At 63.4% G+C, this 18,297-nt stretch carries 16 protein-coding genes; 7 read left to right on the top strand and 9 right to left on the bottom strand.

From position 1 onward, the window contains the following. A partial coding sequence (gene rpsB, locus ACFC3J_RS16915) for a 30S ribosomal protein S2 (protein ID WP_375197272.1) occupies window positions 1-296 on the bottom strand: 296 nt, incomplete at its 3' end. A 173-nt stretch (window positions 297-469) separates the two neighbouring features. Here rpsB and ACFC3J_RS16920 point away from each other — a divergent pair. Further along, the gene (locus tag ACFC3J_RS16920) at window positions 470-772 is read left to right on the top strand and encodes a hypothetical protein (RefSeq protein WP_375197273.1); all 303 of its coding nucleotides are present in this window, start codon (window positions 470-472) and stop codon (window positions 770-772) included. A gap of 3 nt (window positions 773-775) precedes the next feature. On the opposite strand, the gene ACFC3J_RS16925 is transcribed toward ACFC3J_RS16920, so the two are convergent. Then, the gene (locus ACFC3J_RS16925; RefSeq protein WP_375197285.1) at window positions 776-1,498 is read right to left on the bottom strand and encodes a CDP-alcohol phosphatidyltransferase family protein; all 723 of its coding nucleotides are present in this window, start codon (window positions 1,496-1,498) and stop codon (window positions 776-778) included. A 50-nt stretch (window positions 1,499-1,548) separates the two neighbouring features. After that, on the bottom strand, window positions 1,549-2,283 hold the full coding sequence (locus ACFC3J_RS16930; protein ID WP_192667543.1) for a phosphatidylserine decarboxylase: 735 nt from the start codon (window positions 2,281-2,283) through the stop codon (window positions 1,549-1,551). Between the two features lie 166 nt (window positions 2,284-2,449). Here ACFC3J_RS16930 and ACFC3J_RS16935 point away from each other — a divergent pair, with 166 nt between their 5' ends. The 3 genes from ACFC3J_RS16935 to ACFC3J_RS16945 all read left to right on the top strand — a co-directional run bounded on the left by ACFC3J_RS16935 (window position 2,450) and on the right by ACFC3J_RS16945 (window position 5,787). Continuing rightward, entirely contained in the window at window positions 2,450-3,673 is a 1,224-nt protein-coding gene (locus tag ACFC3J_RS16935) for an NADP-dependent isocitrate dehydrogenase (RefSeq protein WP_375197274.1), read from the top strand. Window positions 3,674-3,794: 121 nt separating this feature from the next. After that, window positions 3,795-5,408: a GNAT family N-acetyltransferase gene (locus ACFC3J_RS16940; RefSeq protein ID WP_375197275.1), complete on the top strand. Its 1,614-nt coding sequence runs from the start codon at window positions 3,795-3,797 to the stop codon at window positions 5,406-5,408. A 184-nt stretch (window positions 5,409-5,592) separates the two neighbouring features. Next, entirely contained in the window at window positions 5,593-5,787 is a 195-nt protein-coding gene (locus ACFC3J_RS16945; protein ID WP_375197276.1) for a KTSC domain-containing protein, read from the top strand. On the opposite strand, the gene glmS is transcribed toward ACFC3J_RS16945, so the two are convergent. The 3 genes from glmS to glmU form a co-directional block, all read right to left on the bottom strand. Next, complete coding sequence (glmS, locus tag ACFC3J_RS16950; protein WP_375197277.1) at window positions 5,774-7,597, bottom strand: glutamine--fructose-6-phosphate transaminase (isomerizing); 1,824 nt, start codon at window positions 7,595-7,597, stop codon at window positions 5,774-5,776. The two genes, ACFC3J_RS16945 and glmS, sit on opposite strands and share 14 nt — an antisense overlap. Before the next feature lie 81 nt (window positions 7,598-7,678). Then, window positions 7,679-8,536: a metallophosphoesterase gene (locus tag ACFC3J_RS16955; RefSeq protein ID WP_375197278.1), complete on the bottom strand. Its 858-nt coding sequence runs from the start codon at window positions 8,534-8,536 to the stop codon at window positions 7,679-7,681. After that, window positions 8,533-9,825 (bottom strand): bifunctional UDP-N-acetylglucosamine diphosphorylase/glucosamine-1-phosphate N-acetyltransferase GlmU, encoded by a 1,293-nt coding sequence (gene glmU, locus ACFC3J_RS16960; RefSeq protein WP_375197286.1) that lies wholly within the window; start codon window positions 9,823-9,825, stop codon window positions 8,533-8,535. The genes ACFC3J_RS16955 and glmU overlap by 4 nt, the downstream gene beginning before the upstream one ends. Before the next feature lie 152 nt (window positions 9,826-9,977). Here glmU and ACFC3J_RS16965 point away from each other — a divergent pair, with 152 nt between their 5' ends. From ACFC3J_RS16965 to ACFC3J_RS16975, 3 genes are all read left to right on the top strand, one after another. Further along, complete coding sequence (locus ACFC3J_RS16965; protein WP_375197279.1) at window positions 9,978-10,646, top strand: HAD family hydrolase; 669 nt, start codon at window positions 9,978-9,980, stop codon at window positions 10,644-10,646. Next, window positions 10,643-11,416: an enoyl-CoA hydratase/isomerase family protein gene (locus tag ACFC3J_RS16970; RefSeq protein ID WP_375197280.1), complete on the top strand. Its 774-nt coding sequence runs from the start codon at window positions 10,643-10,645 to the stop codon at window positions 11,414-11,416. The genes ACFC3J_RS16965 and ACFC3J_RS16970 overlap by 4 nt, the downstream gene beginning before the upstream one ends. Before the next feature lie 154 nt (window positions 11,417-11,570). Then, a complete protein-coding gene (locus ACFC3J_RS16975; RefSeq protein WP_375197281.1) occupies window positions 11,571-12,743 on the top strand; it encodes a diguanylate cyclase domain-containing protein in 1,173 nt (390 codons plus the stop codon). Between the two features lie 70 nt (window positions 12,744-12,813). Here the strand turns inward: ACFC3J_RS16975 and lpdA are convergent, their stop codons facing one another. From lpdA to ACFC3J_RS16990, 3 genes are all read right to left on the bottom strand, one after another. Then, complete coding sequence (gene lpdA, locus ACFC3J_RS16980) at window positions 12,814-14,214, bottom strand: dihydrolipoyl dehydrogenase (protein ID WP_375197282.1); 1,401 nt, start codon at window positions 14,212-14,214, stop codon at window positions 12,814-12,816. Between the two features lie 115 nt (window positions 14,215-14,329). Beyond that, window positions 14,330-15,565 carry a 2-oxoglutarate dehydrogenase complex dihydrolipoyllysine-residue succinyltransferase gene (gene odhB / locus ACFC3J_RS16985; protein WP_375197283.1) on the bottom strand — a complete coding sequence of 412 codons (1,236 nt, stop codon included), beginning with the start codon at window positions 15,563-15,565 and terminating at the stop codon, window positions 14,330-14,332. Window positions 15,566-15,573: 8 nt separating this feature from the next. Beyond that, a partial coding sequence (locus tag ACFC3J_RS16990) for a 2-oxoglutarate dehydrogenase E1 component (protein WP_375197284.1) occupies window positions 15,574-18,297 on the bottom strand: 2,724 nt, incomplete at its 5' end.

Here is an 18,297-nt window from a genome sequence, read left to right on the forward strand (position 1 = left end):
AGCCAGCGGTGGTTGACGAAGTGCTGGCCCGACTTGCGGGCAGCTTCAGCGATCGGATCCTGCGCCTGGCGCTTGGTGCCGACGAACAGCACCTTGCCGCCGGCGGCGACGGTCGCCGACACGAAGTCGAGCGCGCGGCCGAACAGCGGCACGGTCTGCGACAGGTCCAGGATGTGGATGCCGTTGCGCTCGCCGAAGATGTACGGCTTCATGCGCGGGTTCCAGCGGTGGGTCTGGTGGCCGAAGTGGGCGCCGGCCTCGATCAATTGGTGCATGGTGACGACAGGTGCCGCCATAATCATTCTCCTTCCGGTTACACCTCTGGGAATCAGGAACTGAAGCGTCGCGCCGCAGCACCGGATATGTCGATTCCCATGTGGAATGGGCGCGCCTTTAGCCCCGTCGGAATGTCAATGCAAGGGGTTGACTCTCCATTCCGGATGGAACATAAAGAGAACATCGGGAACAAATGACGGTTTTCCGCCGTTTGCCTGCCTATAGTGGACCAAGCCGTGCAAATGGCAAGACAGAAAGTGAATGTCTCATGTTCGCACTGATCGCAGCACTGGTTTTCATTGGGTCGTTTCTGCTCGCCGCAGGAACCATCATCGGGATGCTCCTGGCCTATCATGACAAGATGGCAGCAGCCCTGACCTTCGAACCAATTCCACGGGAGGCGCCTGTCTATCGCCTGCGCGTCAGCAGACGCCGCGCTGCTCCTGCGACGAAAAAGGCCGAACCGGCCTTCAGGGCGGCGCCCCTCGCCGCCTGATCGTCAGGCTTGCGGGTCAGACCGCTGCCGGCGCACCTTGAGATAGGATATTATGCCAAAGGGAATGGTCACCAGATAGACGGCGCAGATGAATAGCAGCGTCAGCCAGGGATCGGTGATAAGCAAGGCAGCCAGCAACCCTGCAAAGGCAATTGCCTCCAGCCTGATCCGCTTGCGCAGCCGCAGCGCCGACCAACTGTAAGTCGCAATGTTGGATATCATCAGGAACGCCGTAAAGGCAGTCCAGGGTGCGACCACATACCATTGACGGAACAGTTCCTCGCCCGTCACCAGCCACAGATAGAGCGGCACAAAGGCGAGGCCTGCCCCCGCCGGCGCAGGCACGCCCGTCAGGAATCCGGCGGATTTATGCGGCTGGATATCGGCGTCGATGTTCGCGTTGAAACGCGCCAGGCGCAACGCGCACGACAGGGCATGGGCAAGCGCGAAGATCCAGCCGAATTTCGGCATGGCATGCAGCGACCATAAATAGAGGATCAGAGCGGGCGCCACACCAAAGGCAATGGAATCGGACAGGGAGTCGAGTTCGGCCCCGAACCGGCTTTCACCACGCAGCAATCGCGCAATCCGGCCGTCCAGCCCGTCCAATATGCCCGCGATGATGATGAGCGTCACCGCCCATTCCCATCGCCCGGCAATGGCATAGCGCACTCCCGTCAGACCACAGCACAGCGCCATGGCCGTCACGGCATTGGGCGCCACCATCCGCAGGGTGATCCCCCGGCGCAGGCCTCGCGGAATGGCGCGCCGCTGCCTCACTGCTGAATGCCCGAAATCACGCGCATGTCACCCATCTGACCAAGGATCGTCTCGCCCGCGACCGTGCGCTGGCCGAGCACCACGCGCGGCGCGGTCCCGGCGGGCAGATAGACGTCCACCCGGCTGCCGAAGCGGATCAGACCGATGCGCTGCCCTGCCGCAACCATGTCGCCCGGCTTCACGAAGGGCACGATCCGCCGCGCCACAAGGCCTGCAATCTGGGTAAAGCCGATGCGAACGCCGTCATGGCGCTCGACCAATATGTGCTGGCGCTCATTGTCCTCGCTCGCCTTGTCGAGATCGGCGTTGAGGAACTTGCCCGATATATAGACGACCGACTTCACCGTGCCGCCGATCGGGGTGCGGTTGATATGCACGTCGAACACGCTCATGAATATCGAAACGCGGATCATCGGCTGATCGCCCAGACCATCCGGTCCCGCCATCTCCCGCGGCGGCGGAACGCGCTGGATCAGCGTCACCAGCCCGTCGGCGGGCGCGACGATGGCCCGCTCGTCCTGGGGCACGGCGCGCACCGGATCGCGGAAAAAGGCAAAGACCCAGATCGACACCATCACCATCAGCCAGCCGGGAATTTCCCAGCCGACCAGAAACAGCACGGCGGTGATCGCCACCGCGATCAGACCGAATTTCATCCCTTCCGGGTGAACGGAGGGGAAGCGCCATTTCACATTGCCGCCCAGCGCGACGGTCAGTTCGTCATTTTCCATGCTCATGGTCTTTAGGGACAGTCTGTTAGAGTGACAACGTCCGATGGCATCGGAAGACCCATGAAATGATCCTGCCTCGCAAACGCCATTGACAGGTTGAATAGTGCCGCCGCTTTCCCTAGGGCGATGCCAAATTCCACCCGAACGAAGAAGGCGAATAGGCGCTATGGCAAAGATCAAGGTGAAAAACCCCGTCGTGGAGATCGACGGCGACGAAATGACCCGGATCATCTGGGAATGGATTCGCGAGCGCCTCATTCTCCCCTATCTCGACATCGACCTCAAATATTATGACCTCTCCGTCGAGAAGCGCGACGAGACAAACGACCAGATCACCATCGATTCCGCCAATGCGATCAAGCAGTATGGCGTCGGCGTGAAGTGCGCCACCATCACCCCCGACGAAGCCCGCGTCGAAGAGTTCAACCTCAAGGAAATGTGGAAGTCGCCCAACGGCACGATCCGCAACATCCTGGGCGGCGTGGTGTTCCGCGAACCGATCGTCATCTCCAACGTGCCGCGCCTGATCCCCGGCTGGACCAAGCCGATCGTCGTGGGCCGTCACGCTTTCGGCGACCAGTATCGCGCAACCGACTTCAAGGTGCCCGGCGCCGGCAAGCTGCGCCTCGTCTTCGAAGGCGAGAATGGCGAGACGATCGACCGCGAAGTGTTCAATTTCCCCGGTTCGGGCGTCGCCATGGCGATGTACAATCTGGACGACTCGATCCGCGATTTCGCCCGCGCATCGTTCAACTATGGCCTGAACCTGAAGTGGCCGGTCTATCTCTCGACCAAGAACACCATCCTCAAGGCCTATGACGGCCGCTTCAAGGACCTGTTCCAGGAAGTGTTCGAAACCGAAGGCTTCGCGGAGAAGTTCAAGGATGCCGGCATCGTCTATGAGCACCGTCTGATCGACGACATGGTCGCTTCGGCGCTCAAGTGGAGCGGCGAGTTCGTCTGGGCGTGCAAGAATTATGACGGCGACGTTCAGTCGGATCAGGTCGCGCAGGGCTTCGGCTCGCTCGGACTCATGACCTCGGTCCTGCTCTCGCCCGACGGCAAGACCGTCGAAGCGGAAGCGGCGCACGGCACCGTCACCCGTCACTATCGCCAGCACCAGCAGGGCAAGGCGACCTCGACCAACCCGATCGCCTCGATCTTCGCCTGGACCGGCGGTCTCAAGTTCCGCGGCAAGTTCGACGAGACGCCGGACGTCGTCCGTTTCGCCGAAACGCTGGAGAAGGTCTGCATCCAGACCGTCGAAAGCGGCGCGATGACCAAGGACCTCGCCCTGCTGATCGGCCCGGATCAGGCCTGGATGACCACGGAGCAGTTCTTCGAACAGATCCGTGTCAACCTCGAAGCCGAAATGGGCAAGTGGAACTGAGCCTGAACTGAGAGGCGGAACTGATCGCCTCCTGCAAGGTTCAATACGCTAACGGAACGAGGCGGCGCCGTATCCCGGCGCCGCCTTTTCCTTTGCGCCAAATCGAACGGGAGACTGAAGCGTGACCACCACCGCCAAGAAACGCCTGGAGGTCCGCGCCGCGGTCCCGTCCGACGTGCGCGGCATCCAGCGGCTGATCGCCCGCGTCTATCCGGGCCTGCCCAATTATTCGCTCGCCACCCTGCGCGGCCAGATCAACAATTTCCCGACCGGCTGCTTCGTCGCGCTTTATGACGGCAAGATCGTCGGCTATTGCGCGACCATGCGGGTCAGCAAGAGCATGGCCTTTTCCGCGCATGACTGGGAGGAAATCACCGCCAACGGCTTCGGCACGCGCCACAGTGCGGCGGGCGAATGGCTCTACGGCTACGAAATGGCGGTCGATCCCAAACTGCGCGGACTTCGCATCGGGCAGCGCCTTTACGATGAACGCAAGGAACTGGCCGAGGAGCTGGACCTGCACGGCATCGTCATCGCCGGGCGGATGCCGGGCTATGCGCGCTCGAAACGGCGCGTCAACGGCCCGACGGATTATCTCGACAAGGTCGTCCACGGCAAGATTCGCGATCAGGTGATCAGCTTCCAGCTCAAGAACCAGTTCGAACCGCTGGGCGTGCTGGAAAATTACCTGCCCGAAGACAGGCAGTCCGATGGACATGCCGCCCATCTGGTCTGGCGCAATCCCTATGTCGATCCCGACGAGGCGCCCGAGATGCGGGTGCCGCGCGGCGTCGAAAGCGTCCGTCTCGCCACCTGCCAGCTTCAGGCCCGCGCGGTGAAGGATTTCGACGAATTCGTCCGCAACATCGAATATTTCGTCGATGTCGCCGCGGATTACCGTTCCGATTTCATCGTCTTCCCGGAACTGTTCACGCTTCCCCTGCTTTCGTTCGAGACGAAGAAGCTGTCGCCCATCGAGGCGATCGACCGGCTCACCGGCTACACCCCGCGCCTCACGAAAGAGCTGACGCGGATGGCGCTGGAATATAATATCAACATCATCGGCGGATCCCACCCTACCCGCGCCGATGATGGGGACATCCAGAATATCGCCTATGTCGCGCTCCGCGACGGATCGGTCCATACGCAGGAGAAGATTCACCCGACGCCCAACGAAGCCTTCTGGTGGAACATCAAGGGGGGGGACGCACTCGACGTCATCCAGACCGATTGCGGACCGATCGGCGTCCTCATCTGCTATGACAGCGAATTTCCTGAGCTGGCGCGGCGGCTGGTGGATCAGGGTGCCCGGATCATCTTCGTGCCCTTCTGCACCGACTCGCGGCTTGGCTATATGCGGGTGCGCTATTGCGCGCAGGCCCGTGCGATAGAGAACCAGTGCTATGTCGTCATGTCGGGCAATGTCGGCAATCTGCCGAACGTCGACAATATGGACATTCAATATGCCCAGAGCGCGATCCTGACCCCCTGCGACCTTCCCTTCGCGCGGGACGGCATTGCGGCGGAGTCGACGGAAAATGTCGAAACGCTGACCATGGCGGACGTCAACCTCGCGGACCTGAGCTGGGCGCGGGCAGAGGGCACCGTGCGCAACCTGCGCGACCGGCGGTTCGACCTCTACCATATCGACTGGGACAGCAATCCCGATCACGCCCACGCCCAGAGCGGCGGCCCGGTGCCGGCAGGCGGGCATAATGCGCCGGGCGGTGGATAATGCCGTTTCCGGGAAATCTCCTGCGATACCGCCAATAACCATCCCCCAATCAGGCAGGGGCTTCAGGCCGCTTTGCGCGCCCTCCCCTGCGATTGCAGCGTCGGCGGGAATGACGGAAAATGGCCCTTCGAAACTCACGTTTCCGCACCACGAAACGTCTTTCGTCCTTGACCGTTACAACTCCATGCCGTCAACGGTCATCCGCCATTTCGACTATGACGCCGCGGCTCACAGGCTGGACGTGCAGTTCGTCAGCGGCAAATGCTACAGCTATTTCGATGTCCCTGAACAGCTGGTCGCGGCGATGCGGCGCGCGCCCTCCAAGGGCAGTTTCTTCAACCGCCGCATCCGCGATCGCTACCCCTTCACTCGACAGTAACGGATTTGGCGAGGTTGCGGGGCTGATCGACGTCGGTGCCCTTGGCGACCGCGACATGATAGGCGAGCAGCTGCACGGGCACGGCATAGACCATGGGCGCGATCAGCGGATGCACCTTGGGCATGGTGATCGTCGCCATGCAGCCCTCACCGGCTGCCTGCACTCCGTCATAGTCGGAGATCAGCACCACCTTGCCGCCGCGCGCCTGCACTTCCTGCATGTTGCTGACGGTCTTCTCGAACAGCGGCCCACTGGGCGCCAGCACGATCACCGGCACCTTGTCGTCAATCAGCGCGATCGGGCCATGCTTCATCTCGCCCGCGGCATAGCCCTCCGCATGGATATAGCTGATTTCCTTGAGTTTCAGCGCGCCTTCCAGCGCCAGCGGATAATCCGGCCCGCGTCCCAGATAGAGGACGTCGCGGGCGCCCGCGATCAGATGAGCCATCGCCTCGATCGACTCGTCATAGGCCAGCGCCCCGTTTAGCGCGGCAGGCGCTTCGGCCAGATGCCGCACCAGTTCCTTCTCCGCCTTGGCATCAAGCCGCCCCTTGGCCCGCGCCAGATTGGCGGCAAAGGCAGCGAGGACGGCCAGCTGGCAGGTGAAGGCCTTGGTCGATGCCACGCCGATTTCCGGTCCGGCGAGCGTGGGCAGCAGCAGGTCGGCCTCCCGCGCCATGGTGCTGGTGGGTACATTGACGACCGCAGCGATCTTCTGCCCCTCCGCACGGGCATGGCGCAGCGCGGCCAGCGTATCTGCGGTTTCGCCCGACTGGCTGATGACGATCATCAGCCCGCCATCCTCCATCACGGGCGCGCGGTAGCGAAACTCGCTCGCCACATCGATATCGACAGGGACGCGGGCGAACTGTTCGAACCAATATTTGGCGACCATGCCTGCATAATAGCTGGTGCCGCACGCGACGATCGTCACGCGGCGGATGGTGCCCAGGTCGAAATCGGGGATCGGCAACGACACCTGATCCTCCATCCGGCGGAGATAGGATCGCAACGTCTGCGCCACCACCACCGGCTGCTCGTAAATCTCCTTGAGCATATAATGGCGATGATTGCCCTTGGAGATCAGCTCGCCAGTCACGCCCGAAATGGTGACGGGGCGCTCGACGGGGTTATTGTCCCGGTCGAAAATCTCCGCGCCGTCGCGGGTGATGACGACCCAGTCGCCTTCCTCCAGATAGGCGATGCGCTGGGTCAGCGGCGCCAGCGCCAGTGCATCCGACCCCAGATAGGTCTCACCCTCGCCATAGCCCACCACCAGCGGTGAACCCAAACGCGCGCCGATCAGCATGTCGGGATGGCTGCGGAACAGGATCGCCAGTGCGAAGGCCCCGTGCAGACGCGGCAGGACCTGCCGGACGGCTTCCTTGGGGCTGGCTCCCTGCTCCACCAGCTCGCTCACCAGATGGGCGACGACTTCGGTGTCGGTCTGGCTGTCGAACACGCGGCCTCGCGCCTGCAATTCCTCGCGCAGGGGCTTGAAATTCTCGATGATGCCGTTGTGAACGAGCGCGACTTCCTTCGTCGCGTGGGGATGCGCATTGTTGGTCGTCGGCGCGCCATGGGTGGCCCAGCGGGTGTGGGCGATGCCGATGGTGCCGGGCAGCGGCGCGACGGCCAGTTCCTTCACCAGATTGACCAGCTTGCCTTCCGCCCGGCGGCGGTCGATCGCGCCGTCATGAACCGTCGCGACACCAGCGCTGTCATAGCCGCGATATTCGAGGCGCTTCAGCCCGTCGACCAGCCGCTCCGCCACATCGTCCTTACCGATGATTCCGATGATACCGCACATGGATGTCGAGCCTCAAAGCCATGAAAATCAATAATGACGACGCCTATGCCATGTTCGCGCCGCCGGCGACAAGCGCAAGCCTTAGCGTGGACGAATTGTAATCAGCCAGACAACCGGCGGAGCGAGCATCCGGATCGGCAGACCGCTGGTGCCAAGTCCCCCAGAAACCACCAGGGTTTTTGCATGCTCGCGATAGATGCCGCAGGCATAACGTGTGCCGTAGCGGGACGGCGCATAGACGATTCCGGCGATCGGCAGCGCCACCTGCCCGCAATGGGTGTGCCCCACCAGCGTCAATATCGGCCGATCCGGCAATAGCGGAAACACATCCGGTCCGTGGGCCAACATCAACGGCGCGCCGCCCAGCGCACCCATGGCCCTCAGCGTCTTGGGAATGTCGGGTCTGGCCGTATAGATGTCGCGCAGGCCGCCCACCGCAAGCGGCCCGCGCCGCACCGCCTGATTGTCGAGCAATTCTATCCCGATGCGCGCGAACAGTTCACGCCATTGCTTGCGTCCGATCAGCGCATGTTTACGGGCATCGTGATTGCCGAGCACCGCGACCACGCCGAGCGGCGCCCGCAGGGCCGCGAACGGGGCGATGCTTTGCGCCGGATCATAGGTCGCCCCGCCCTTGTCGTCGCCGATATAGTCGCCGCCCAAGGCGATCAGATCAGGCTTCAGCCCGTTCACCAGCGTAACGATCCGCGTCATCCGGTCCGGGCTGTTGTCCGGGCCCGACAAATGGCTGTCGGTCAGCAGTGCGACCGTCACCGGACGGGAGGACGCACCCGCCGGAAAGGGCAAGGCAATTTCCATGCGGCGGACGACCGGCATCGCCCGCGCATTGGAAATCAGCCAGACGATCCCGCCCGACAGCAGCAGGAAAACGGTCAGCAGCGCTGTCAGCCAGCGCCGCCCGCGGAAAAACAGCTTCATTTGGCGGCTTTGCGCGCCTGCATTCTGGCCCGGAAACGAGCGGCCCAGCCGGGCTTCCCCTCCTGCGGGGGCCGCACGAGGCAGAGCGCGTCGGCCTCCACCTCCCGCGTCACCACGCTGCCCGCCGCGACGATCGCGCCATCGCCGATCTTCAACGGGGCGACCAGTGCGCTGTTGGAGCCGATAAACGCCCCCGCGCCGATCTCCGTCCTGTATTTGAAGAAGCCGTCATAATTGCAGGTGATCGTGCCGGCCCCGATATTGGCCCCCGCCCCCACGCTGGCGTCGCCAATATAGGAGAGGTGATTGGCCTTCGCGCCCTCGCCCAGTTCGGCCTTCTTGACCTCGACGAAATTGCCGACCTTGGCCTTGACGCCGATCTTCGCGCCAGGACGCAACCGGGCATAGGGTCCGATCTCCGCGCCGGAGCCGATGGTCGCGCCCTCCAGATGGGAGAAGGCGTGGATCGTCACATCATCCGCCACGCTCACGCCCGGACCGAAAACGACATTGGGTTCGATCACCACATCGCGGCCGAGCACCGTATCATGGGCAAAGAACACCGTTTCGGGCGCGATCAGCGTCGCGCCGTCGCGCATCGCCTCGGCGCGGCGGCGGTCCTGCCAGACGGCCTCCACCCCGGCCAGTTCGGCGCGGCTGTTGACGCCCGCCACTTCCCACGCTTCCGCTTCGATCACCGCGCTCTGGGCGCCGGGCAACATGACGATATCGGGCAGATAATATTCGCCTGCCGCATTGTTGTTGCCGATCTGGTCAAGCAACACGAACAGATCGGTCGAGCGCACCGCCATCAGTCCGGAATTGCAGAGCGTCACCGCCCGCTCCTCCGCGTCGGCGTCCTTATATTCGACCATCTTCCCGATCACGCCATTGCCGTCGGAGATGATCCGCCCATAGGCCGCGGCATCCTCCGGCCGGAATCCAAGCACCACGGCGCGCGGCTCGTCGCCCCAGTTCAGCCGCTCCAGCATCCCCCGCATGGTTTCCGTCCGCACCAGCGGTACATCGCCGTAGAGGATCAATATATCGCCCGCGAAGCCGGCCAGCGCGTCATGCGCCTGCGCCACGGCATGGCCCGTGCCATGCTGCTGTTCCTGCACGGCGATGACCGCGCCGCTGCCCTCGACCGCCTTTTCGACCTGATCGCGACCGGCGCCGACGACCACGACCTGCCGTTCGGGCTGCAATTCCGCCACGCTGGCGAGCAGATGCAGCAGCATCGGCCGACCGGCGACGGGATGCAGCACCTTGTGCTTGGCGGATTTCATGCGCGTGCCCTGCCCGGCGGCAAGGATGATCACGGCGAGAGGACGGCTGGCAGTCACGAGGGGGGCATCCTTCACAAAAGGGGCCAAGAATCTGAGCGCTCTCTGCCACGTTTGGCTTGCCTTTGCCACCGCGGAGGCGGCATGAGCCGGGCATGGCATCGATCCCCTTCGACATTGTCGGCTTCGACCTTGACGGCACCCTCCTCGACACCAGCGGCGATCTCGCCGCCGCTGTCAACTACGCCATCGCCACGGATGGCCGCCCGCCCTTCCCGGTCGAGGCGATCCATCCCTTCGTCGGCAAGGGCGCGAAGGTCATGCTGGAGCGGGCGCTTGATGCCTCGGGCGGTTATGACCAGGCGATGCTGGCCCGGATGCTCCCGATCCTGCTCGATTATTACGAGCAGAATCTGGCGATCCACTCCCTCCCCTACCCCGGCCTGATCGCCGCGATGGACGCGCTGGAAGCGGCGGGGGTGAAGCTTGCCATCTGCACCAACAAGGCGGAACGCTTCACCATTCCGCTGCTGCACCAGATCGGCCTGTCGGAGCGCTTCGCCAGCATCATCGGCGGCGACACGGTCGGCATCGCCAAGCCCGACCCCGCGCCGATCCACGCCATGATCGAGCGCGCAGGCGGCGGCCGCACGATTTTCCTCGGCGACACGATCAACGACATCGCCGGCGCGCGCAATGCGGGTATCCCGAATATCGCGGTCAGCTTCGGCTTCCTTGACGGCCCGGTCGAAGAGCTGGAGGCCGACGCCATCATCCACCATTTCGAGGAGTTGGTGCCGCTGCTGGAGCGCTGGCCTGCATGACGCGCTCCCCCGGATTGAGGCTGGAGCGGAACGGCGCGATCGCCACGCTGCTGATCGACCGCGCCGTTCGGCATAACGCCATGTCCCAGGCCATGTGGGAACTGCTGCCCCAACTGGTCGCGGAGGCCATGGCCGATGAGGCGGTGCGCGTCCTGATCCTGACATCGGCCACGCCCGGCCTGTTCTGCGCGGGCGCCGACATCCACGAATTTGCGGGCCATGCGGGCGAGGAGGACTGGCGCGTCGCCAATCAGGCCGCGATCCGCGCCACCCAATATGCGCTCGCCCATGCCGAAAAGCCGGTCATCGCCGCGATCGATGGCGACGCAATCGGCGGCGGATGCGGCCTCGCCATCGCCTGCGACCTGCGGATCGCATCGTCCAGAGCACGCCTCGGCGTCACCCCGGCCAAGCTCGGCATCGTCTATTCGCTGTTCGATACCAGGCTGCTGGTTGATCTGGTCGGCCCGGCCCGCGCCAAACGCATCCTGTTCACCGGCGCTCTCCATGACGCAGACGAAGCGCTCGCCATCGGTCTGATCGATGAAATCGCTGCGGACCCGGCAGAGGCCGCAAGGGCGATGGCGAAGGTAATGGCGACGAACGCCCAACATTCGATCCGATCGTCCAAGGCGATCATCCGACGCATTCTCGATGGTCAGACGGATGATGACGCGATCACGCTCGGCCAGTTCCGCGATGCCTTCACCCTCCCCGATTTTCAGGAAGGGGTGCGAGCATTTCGCGAGAAGAGACCGCCTGCCTTTTAGCAGGCGGCCCTTCCGCGGCAGAGTGCATCCATTTCGGATCAACATCTCATCCGATCCGGAAAAGTTTATTAAGGATAGGCCGATACCCGGTTTTGGCGCCGATGATGCGCGATCCGGCATCGTTTTGAGCCAGTGAAGGAACAGGCAAAGCAGCGTGGGGGAAAATTTCGCCTTCTTCCTGCCCATCATGATGGCCAGCTTCGGCGTGCTGTTCGGCGTCGTCTGGAGCTGGCGCGTGCGGGCCGCCGGCTTCTGGAGCGGAGCCTTCTTCTGCATCGCGGGCGGTTTCGCCGTTCCGGCAGCCTTCGCGGCCTTGCCCAGCTCGATCTGGGGTTTTGTCGCGGACATGCTGTTCGCCAGCGGGTTCCTTCTGTTCAGTCAGGCGTTGCTGGAACGCTGGCGGCCCTCATGGATGCTGCCGGTCCGCATTGCGATCTGGGGGCTGTCCCTGCTTCTTTGCGCTATTGCCATCGCGCTCGATCACCTGCCCCTAGAATTGGTTTCGTCCGATTTCGGCTGCTTCCTGCTGGTCGGCTTGCCCCTGGTCGCGGGTAAGGACAGGTTGGACAATTGGGCTGACCGCATCCTGTTCGGCGCCGTCACGCTGACGGCGGCCGACAATCTGATCCGCGGCAGCACTGTTCCGCTCACCCTGTCGGGCGGCGATTTTCAGGACAGCGCCTATGCCTTCTTCATGCAGGCAATTGCATGCGTCTTCGGCCTTTTCCTCGCTCTGGCGGCGTTGGCGGCCACCATGCTGGATCTTCTGGCGCGCTATCAGCGCGATGCGCTGCACGATCCCCTGTCCGGCCTGCTCAACCGCCGGGGTTTCGACGAAACGCTTGCGCGACTTATGCGCAAGGGAACAGCGGACGGCAGCCTGATCGTTTGCGACATCGATCATTTCAAGGCGGTCAACGACGCGCACGGCCATGCGCTGGGTGATCGGGTGATCGTATCGCTGGCCCGCATCCTGGCGCAGTTCGCCCCTCCCAGCGCCGTTACCGCGCGCTTCGGGGGCGAGGAGTTCGTACTCTTCCTGCCAGACATGAATGCAGCCCAGGCGGCCGGGATCGCCAATGATATCCGTGAAAGCCTGGCGCGGGAGGTTGCTGACCGGCTTGGCCTGCCGCAGCCCCTGACCGCCAGCTTCGGACTTGCGACGCTCCAGCGAGGCGACATGTCGATCCATGAGGCGATTGCACGGGCCGACGCGGCGCTCTACGAAGCCAAGGCGCGTGGCCGCAACCGCGTCTGCGTCAGGCGTGCTCTGTCGACGCCGGGCGCGCCCGCAGCGGACTCTCCCTCCCGCGCCTGCCACGGCTGAAAAAGCCCTTCCCACATTGAAAAGGCCGCCCCGAAGGGCGGCCTCCTCACAATCCCGAAGCGGGCGCCGATCACATATGGATCGGCTTGCCCGTCACAGCCATGGCCGCTTCCTTGATCGCTTCGCTGTGCGTCGGATGGGCATGGCAGGTGTAGGCGATATCCTCGCTCGACGCGCCGAATTCCATCGCCTGCGCCGCCTGTGCGATCATCGTGCCCGCGACCGAAGCGATGATCCAGACACCCAGCACCTTGTCGGTTTCGGCATCGGCGATCACCTTCACGAAACCGTCCGGCTCATGATTGGTCTTGGCCCGGCTGTTTGCCATCATCGGGAATTTGCCGACCTTGACCGCGCCCTTTTCCTTGGCCGCTTCTTCGGTCAGGCCCACGCCCGCAATCTCCGGCTTGGTGTAAACGACCGACGGGATCACGTCATGGTTCACGATGCCGGTCAGGCCCGCGATATTTTCGGCAACGGCGATGCCTTCATCCTCGGCCTTGTGCGCAAGCATCGGACCGGGGATGACGTCGCCGATCGCCCAGACGCCCGGAACCTTGGTCGCGAAATCATGATCGGTTTCGATCTGACCACGCGCGTTCAGCTCCAGACCGATCTTGTCGAGGCCCAGACCTTCGGTGTTCGGCCGGCGGCCGATCGACACCAGCACGACATCCGCCTCGATCTTCTCGGCATCGCCACCGGCAGCCGGTTCGACGGTCAGGGTAACGCCCTTCTTGCCGACCTCGGCGCCCGTGACCTTCGTGCCGAGCTTATATTCAAAGCCCTGCTTCCTGAAGATCTTGTTAGCTTCCTTGCGGACTTCGCCGTCCATGCCGGGCAGGATCTGATCGAGAAACTCGACCACGGTGACCTTGGCGCCAACGCGACGCCAAACCGATCCCAGTTCCAGGCCGATAACGCCGCCGCCGACGACGACCAGATGGCCCGGAACCTTGTCCAGTTCCAGCGCGCCGGTCGAATCGACGATCCTGCCGCCCGCATTGTCGACCTGAACACCCGGAAGGGGCGTGACCGACGAACCGGTGGCGATGACGATATTCTTCGCCGTCACCTTCTTGCCCGCGACGTCAACGGTGTTGGCGCCGGTGAAGGTCGCAAGGCCCTTCAGCCAGTCGACCTTGTTCTTCTTGAACAGGAATTCGATGCCGCCGGTCAGGCCCTTCACCGCATCCTTGCGCTGGCCCTGCATGGTGTCGAGGTCCAGGCTCATCTTGTCGATCTTCACGCCCAGCTTGGCGAGCGCGCCGGTCGCCGCTTCCTCATACAGCTCCGAAGCGTGCAGCAGCGCCTTGGACGGAATGCAGCCGACATTGAGGCAGGTGCCGCCCAGCGTCTCGCGGCTTTCGGCGCAGGCGGTCTTGAGGCCCAGCTGCGCTGCGCGGATCGCGGCGACATAGCCGCCGGGACCGGCGCCAATTACCAGAACGTCATAATCGAAGTCTGCCATAACAATCTCCGTTCGCCCCGAGCCTGTCGAAGGGCATTACTTCTTCTTTTGTCCCCAGGACCGGGACGGGGCTTCGACAGGCTCAGCCCGAACGGAATGGGTCGGCTTGACCTTCTTACAGGTCGATCAGCAGGCGGGTCGGATCCTCGATCGCGTTCTTCACCGCGACGAGGAAGGTCACCGCTTCGCGACCGTCGATCAGGCGATGGTCATAGCTGAGAGCCAGATACATCATCGGACGGATGACGATCTGACCGTCACGGACGACCGGGCGGTCCTCGATGCGGTGCAGACCCAGCACAGCCGACTGCGGCGGGTTGATGATCGGGCTGGACAGCAGCGAGCCGAAGACGCCGCCATTGGAGATGGTGAAGGTGCCGCCCTTCATATCTTCCATGGTGAGCGTGCCTTCCTTGGCCTTCTTGCCGAAGCCGCCGATGGTCTTTTCGATCTCGGCCACGCTCAGCGATTCCGCGTTGCGGATGACAGGCACGACCAGACCGTTCGGCGCCGATACGGCGACCGAAATATCGGCGAAGTCATTATAGACGATCTCGTCGCCCTCGATCTGCGCGTTGACGCCCGGAATGTCGCGCAGCGCCATGCAGACGGCCTTGGTGAAGAAGCCCATGAAGCCCAGACGGACACCATGCTTCTTCTCGAACAGGTCCTTATACTTGGCGCGCGCCTCGATGACGTTGGTCATGTCGACGTCATTATAGGTGGTGAGCAGGGCGGCGTTGTTCTGCGCTTCCTTCAAACGCTTGGCGACCGTCTGGCGCAGACGGGTCATCTTGACGCGTTCCTGCGCACGGCTGGGGCCTGCGGCGGGCGCTGCAGCGGCAGGCGCTGCGGCGGGCGCTGCGGCTGCGGCCTTGGCGGTGCCCGCAGCGACGGCGGCCATGACGTCGTCCTTCGTCAGGCGACCATCCTTGCCGGTGCCCTTGATCTTGCTCGGGTCCAGACCATGCTCGAGCACCAGACGGCGGACCGCCGGCGAAAGCGTCAGGCTGCCGCCTTCATCCTCGTCGGCAGGCGCCGAAGCGGCGGGGGCGGGGGCAGCGGCTTCCGCCTTGGCGGCGGGCGCAGCGGCAGGAGCAGCCGCAGCGGCCGCGCCTTCGTTCACATAGGCGAGCAGGGCGCCGACCTCGACCGTATCGCCTTCCTTCGCGACGATATCGCCCAGCACGCCCGCAACCGGCGCGGGCACATCGACCGCGACCTTGTCGGTTTCAAGGGACACGATAGGCTCGTCGGCCTTCACGGCTTCGCCGGGCTTCTTGAGCCACTGACCAACGGTTGCTTCGGTAACGGATTCGCCCAGCGTGGGGACTTTGACTTCGGTTGCCATGAGCTTGATCAGCCTTTCTTCTGGCGACGGATTTCTTCACGGACGCTGTGACCCAGCGCATCGGCGACGAGGGCGCCCTGTTCGGCGACATGGCGCTTGGCGAGGCCCGTTGCGGGCGACGCCGATGCCTTGCGACCGGCATAGCGGGCGCGCATCGGCGCCTTGCCGGCTTGCGCCAGCGCTTCCTCGATATAAGGCTCCACGAAGAACCAGGCGCCGTTGTTGCGCGGTTCTTCCTGACACCAGACGACATCCTGGAGGTTCGTCATGCGCGCAATGCGCGTGGCGAGGGCCTCGGTCGCGAACGGGTAGATCTGTTCGATGCGAACGATCTGCACGTCCGTGTCGCCGGCAGCGTCGCGGGCTTCCATCAGGTCGTAGAAGACCTTGCCGGAGCAAAGGATCAGGCGCCTGGTGTCCTTGTCGGGCGCCGCATTGGGATCCGACAGGATGCGCTTGAAGTGCGTTTCGCCCAGGAAGTCCTCGGCCTTGCTGACCGCCATCTTGTGACGCAGCAGCGACTTGGGCGCCATGATGATGAGCGGCTTGCGGAAAGGCCGCAGCATCTGACGACGCAGGACGTGGAAATAGTTGGCCGGGGTCGTGATGTTCGCGACCTGGATATTTCCCTCGGCGCAAAGCTGAAGGTAGCGTTCCAGACGGGCCGAGCTATGTTCCGGACCCTGCCCTTCATAGCCGTGCGGCAGCAGGCAGACCAGACCGTTGGAACGCAGCCACTTGGTTTCCGACGAGCTGATATACTGGTCGAAGATGATCTGCGCGCCGTTGGCGAAGTCGCCGAACTGCGCTTCCCAGAGCACCAGACTCTTGGGGTCGGCAAGCGCGTAGCCATATTCGAAGCCCAGCACGCCATATTCGGAGAGCGGCGAGTCCAGCACCTCGAAACGGCCATGCGGCACGGTCGAGAGCGGGATATATTTGTTCTCCGTATTCTGGTCCGTCCAGACGGCATGGCGCTGGCTGAAGGTGCCGCGCCCCGAGTCCTGACCCGACAGGCGGACGCCATAGCCTTCCGACAGCAGCGAACCGAAGGCCAGCGCCTCGCCCGTCGCCCAGTCGAAATTCTCGCCGGACCTGAACATCTCGGCCTTGGCTTCGATCACGCGGTTGAGCGTCTTGTGGACGGCAAGACCTTCCGGAATCGTCGTCAGCGTCTTGCCGAGGCTGTCGAACAGCTTCTGGCTGATGGCGGAATCGACGCTCTGGCGCGCTGTTTCGGCATCGGCGGGCTTGTGCAGCCCCGACCAGCGACCGGCGAACCAGTCTGCCTTGTTGGCCTTGTAACTCTTCGCCGCCTCGAACTCGTCCTCCAGATGATTGACGAAATCGCCCGTGGTCTTGTTGACGAAATCATCATCGACCACGCCTTCGGCCTTCAGGCGAGCCGAATAGACGTCGCTGACCGGCGGATGCTGGCGGATCTTCGCATACATTTGCGGCTGGGTGAATGACGGCTCGTCGCCTTCATTATGGCCGAAGCGGCGATAGCACCACATGTCGATCACGATGTCGCGGTGGAAGGTCTGGCGATATTCCATCGCCAGCTTGCAGGCGAAGGTCACCGCCTCCGGATCATCGCCATTGACGTGCAGAATCGGCGCCTGAACCCCCTTCGCCACATCGCTCGGATAGGGCGAGCCGCGCGAAAATTGCGGGCTGGTGGTGAAGCCGATCTGGTTGTTGACGATGAAGTGAACGCAGCCGCCGGTATTGTAGCCGGGAACGCCGGAAAAGCCGAAGCACTCCCAGACGATGCCCTGACCGGCGAAAGCGGCGTCGCCGTGGATCAGCACGGGCAGCACCTGCTCATGCTTTTCGAGATCGTCGCGGAACACCTGCTGCGCGCGGACCTTGCCCAGCACGACCGGATCGACGGTCTCAAGGTGCGAGGGGTTGGGAACCAGCGACATGTGGACCTTGACGCCGTCAAACTCGCGGTCGGTCGAGGTCCCAAGGTGATATTTGACGTCGCCCGAGCCGCCGACATCCTCGGGATTGGCGGTGCCGCCCGAAAATTCGTGGAAGATGACCCGGAAACCCTTGGCCATCACATTGGCCAGCACGTTCAGGCGGCCGCGATGGGCCATGCCGAACACGATCTCGCGCACGCCCGACAGGCCGCCATATTTGATGACGGCTTCGAGCGCGGGGATCATGGATTCGCCGCCGTCGAGGCCGAAGCGCTTGGTGCCGACATATTTGCGGCCCAGGAACTTCTCATATTGCTCGGCCTGGATGACCTTCGACAGGATCGCCCGCTTCCCCTCATTGGTGAAGTGGATTTCCTTGTCCTTGCCTTCCATCCGGTCCTGAAGGAAGCGGCGCTCCTCCACATCGGCGATGTGCATATATTCAAGGCCGACATTGCCGCAGTAATTGGCGCGCAAAATCGCCACGATCTCGCGCACGGTGCCATATTGCAGGCCCAGCGTGCCGCCGAGATAGATCTTCTTGTCGAGGTCCGTGAGGCCGTGATATTCCGGCGTCAGATCCGCCGGCAGATCACGTTGGGTCAGGCCCAGCGGATCGAGATTGGCAGCCAGATGCCCACGCACGCGATAGGTGCGGATCAGCATCTGGGCGCGGATGGCGTCGTCCGCGGCGCTGACCGCATCGGCGTCCGAAACCGCCTTGCCCGCGGACTTGGCAGCGGCCTTCACGGCTACCTGCATCTGCGTGGGGTCCAGCGCCCCGGTCAGGTCGTCGGTATC

Source organism: Sphingobium sp. (assembly GCF_041987595.1).
Taxonomy (GTDB): domain Bacteria; phylum Pseudomonadota; class Alphaproteobacteria; order Sphingomonadales; family Sphingomonadaceae; genus Sphingobium.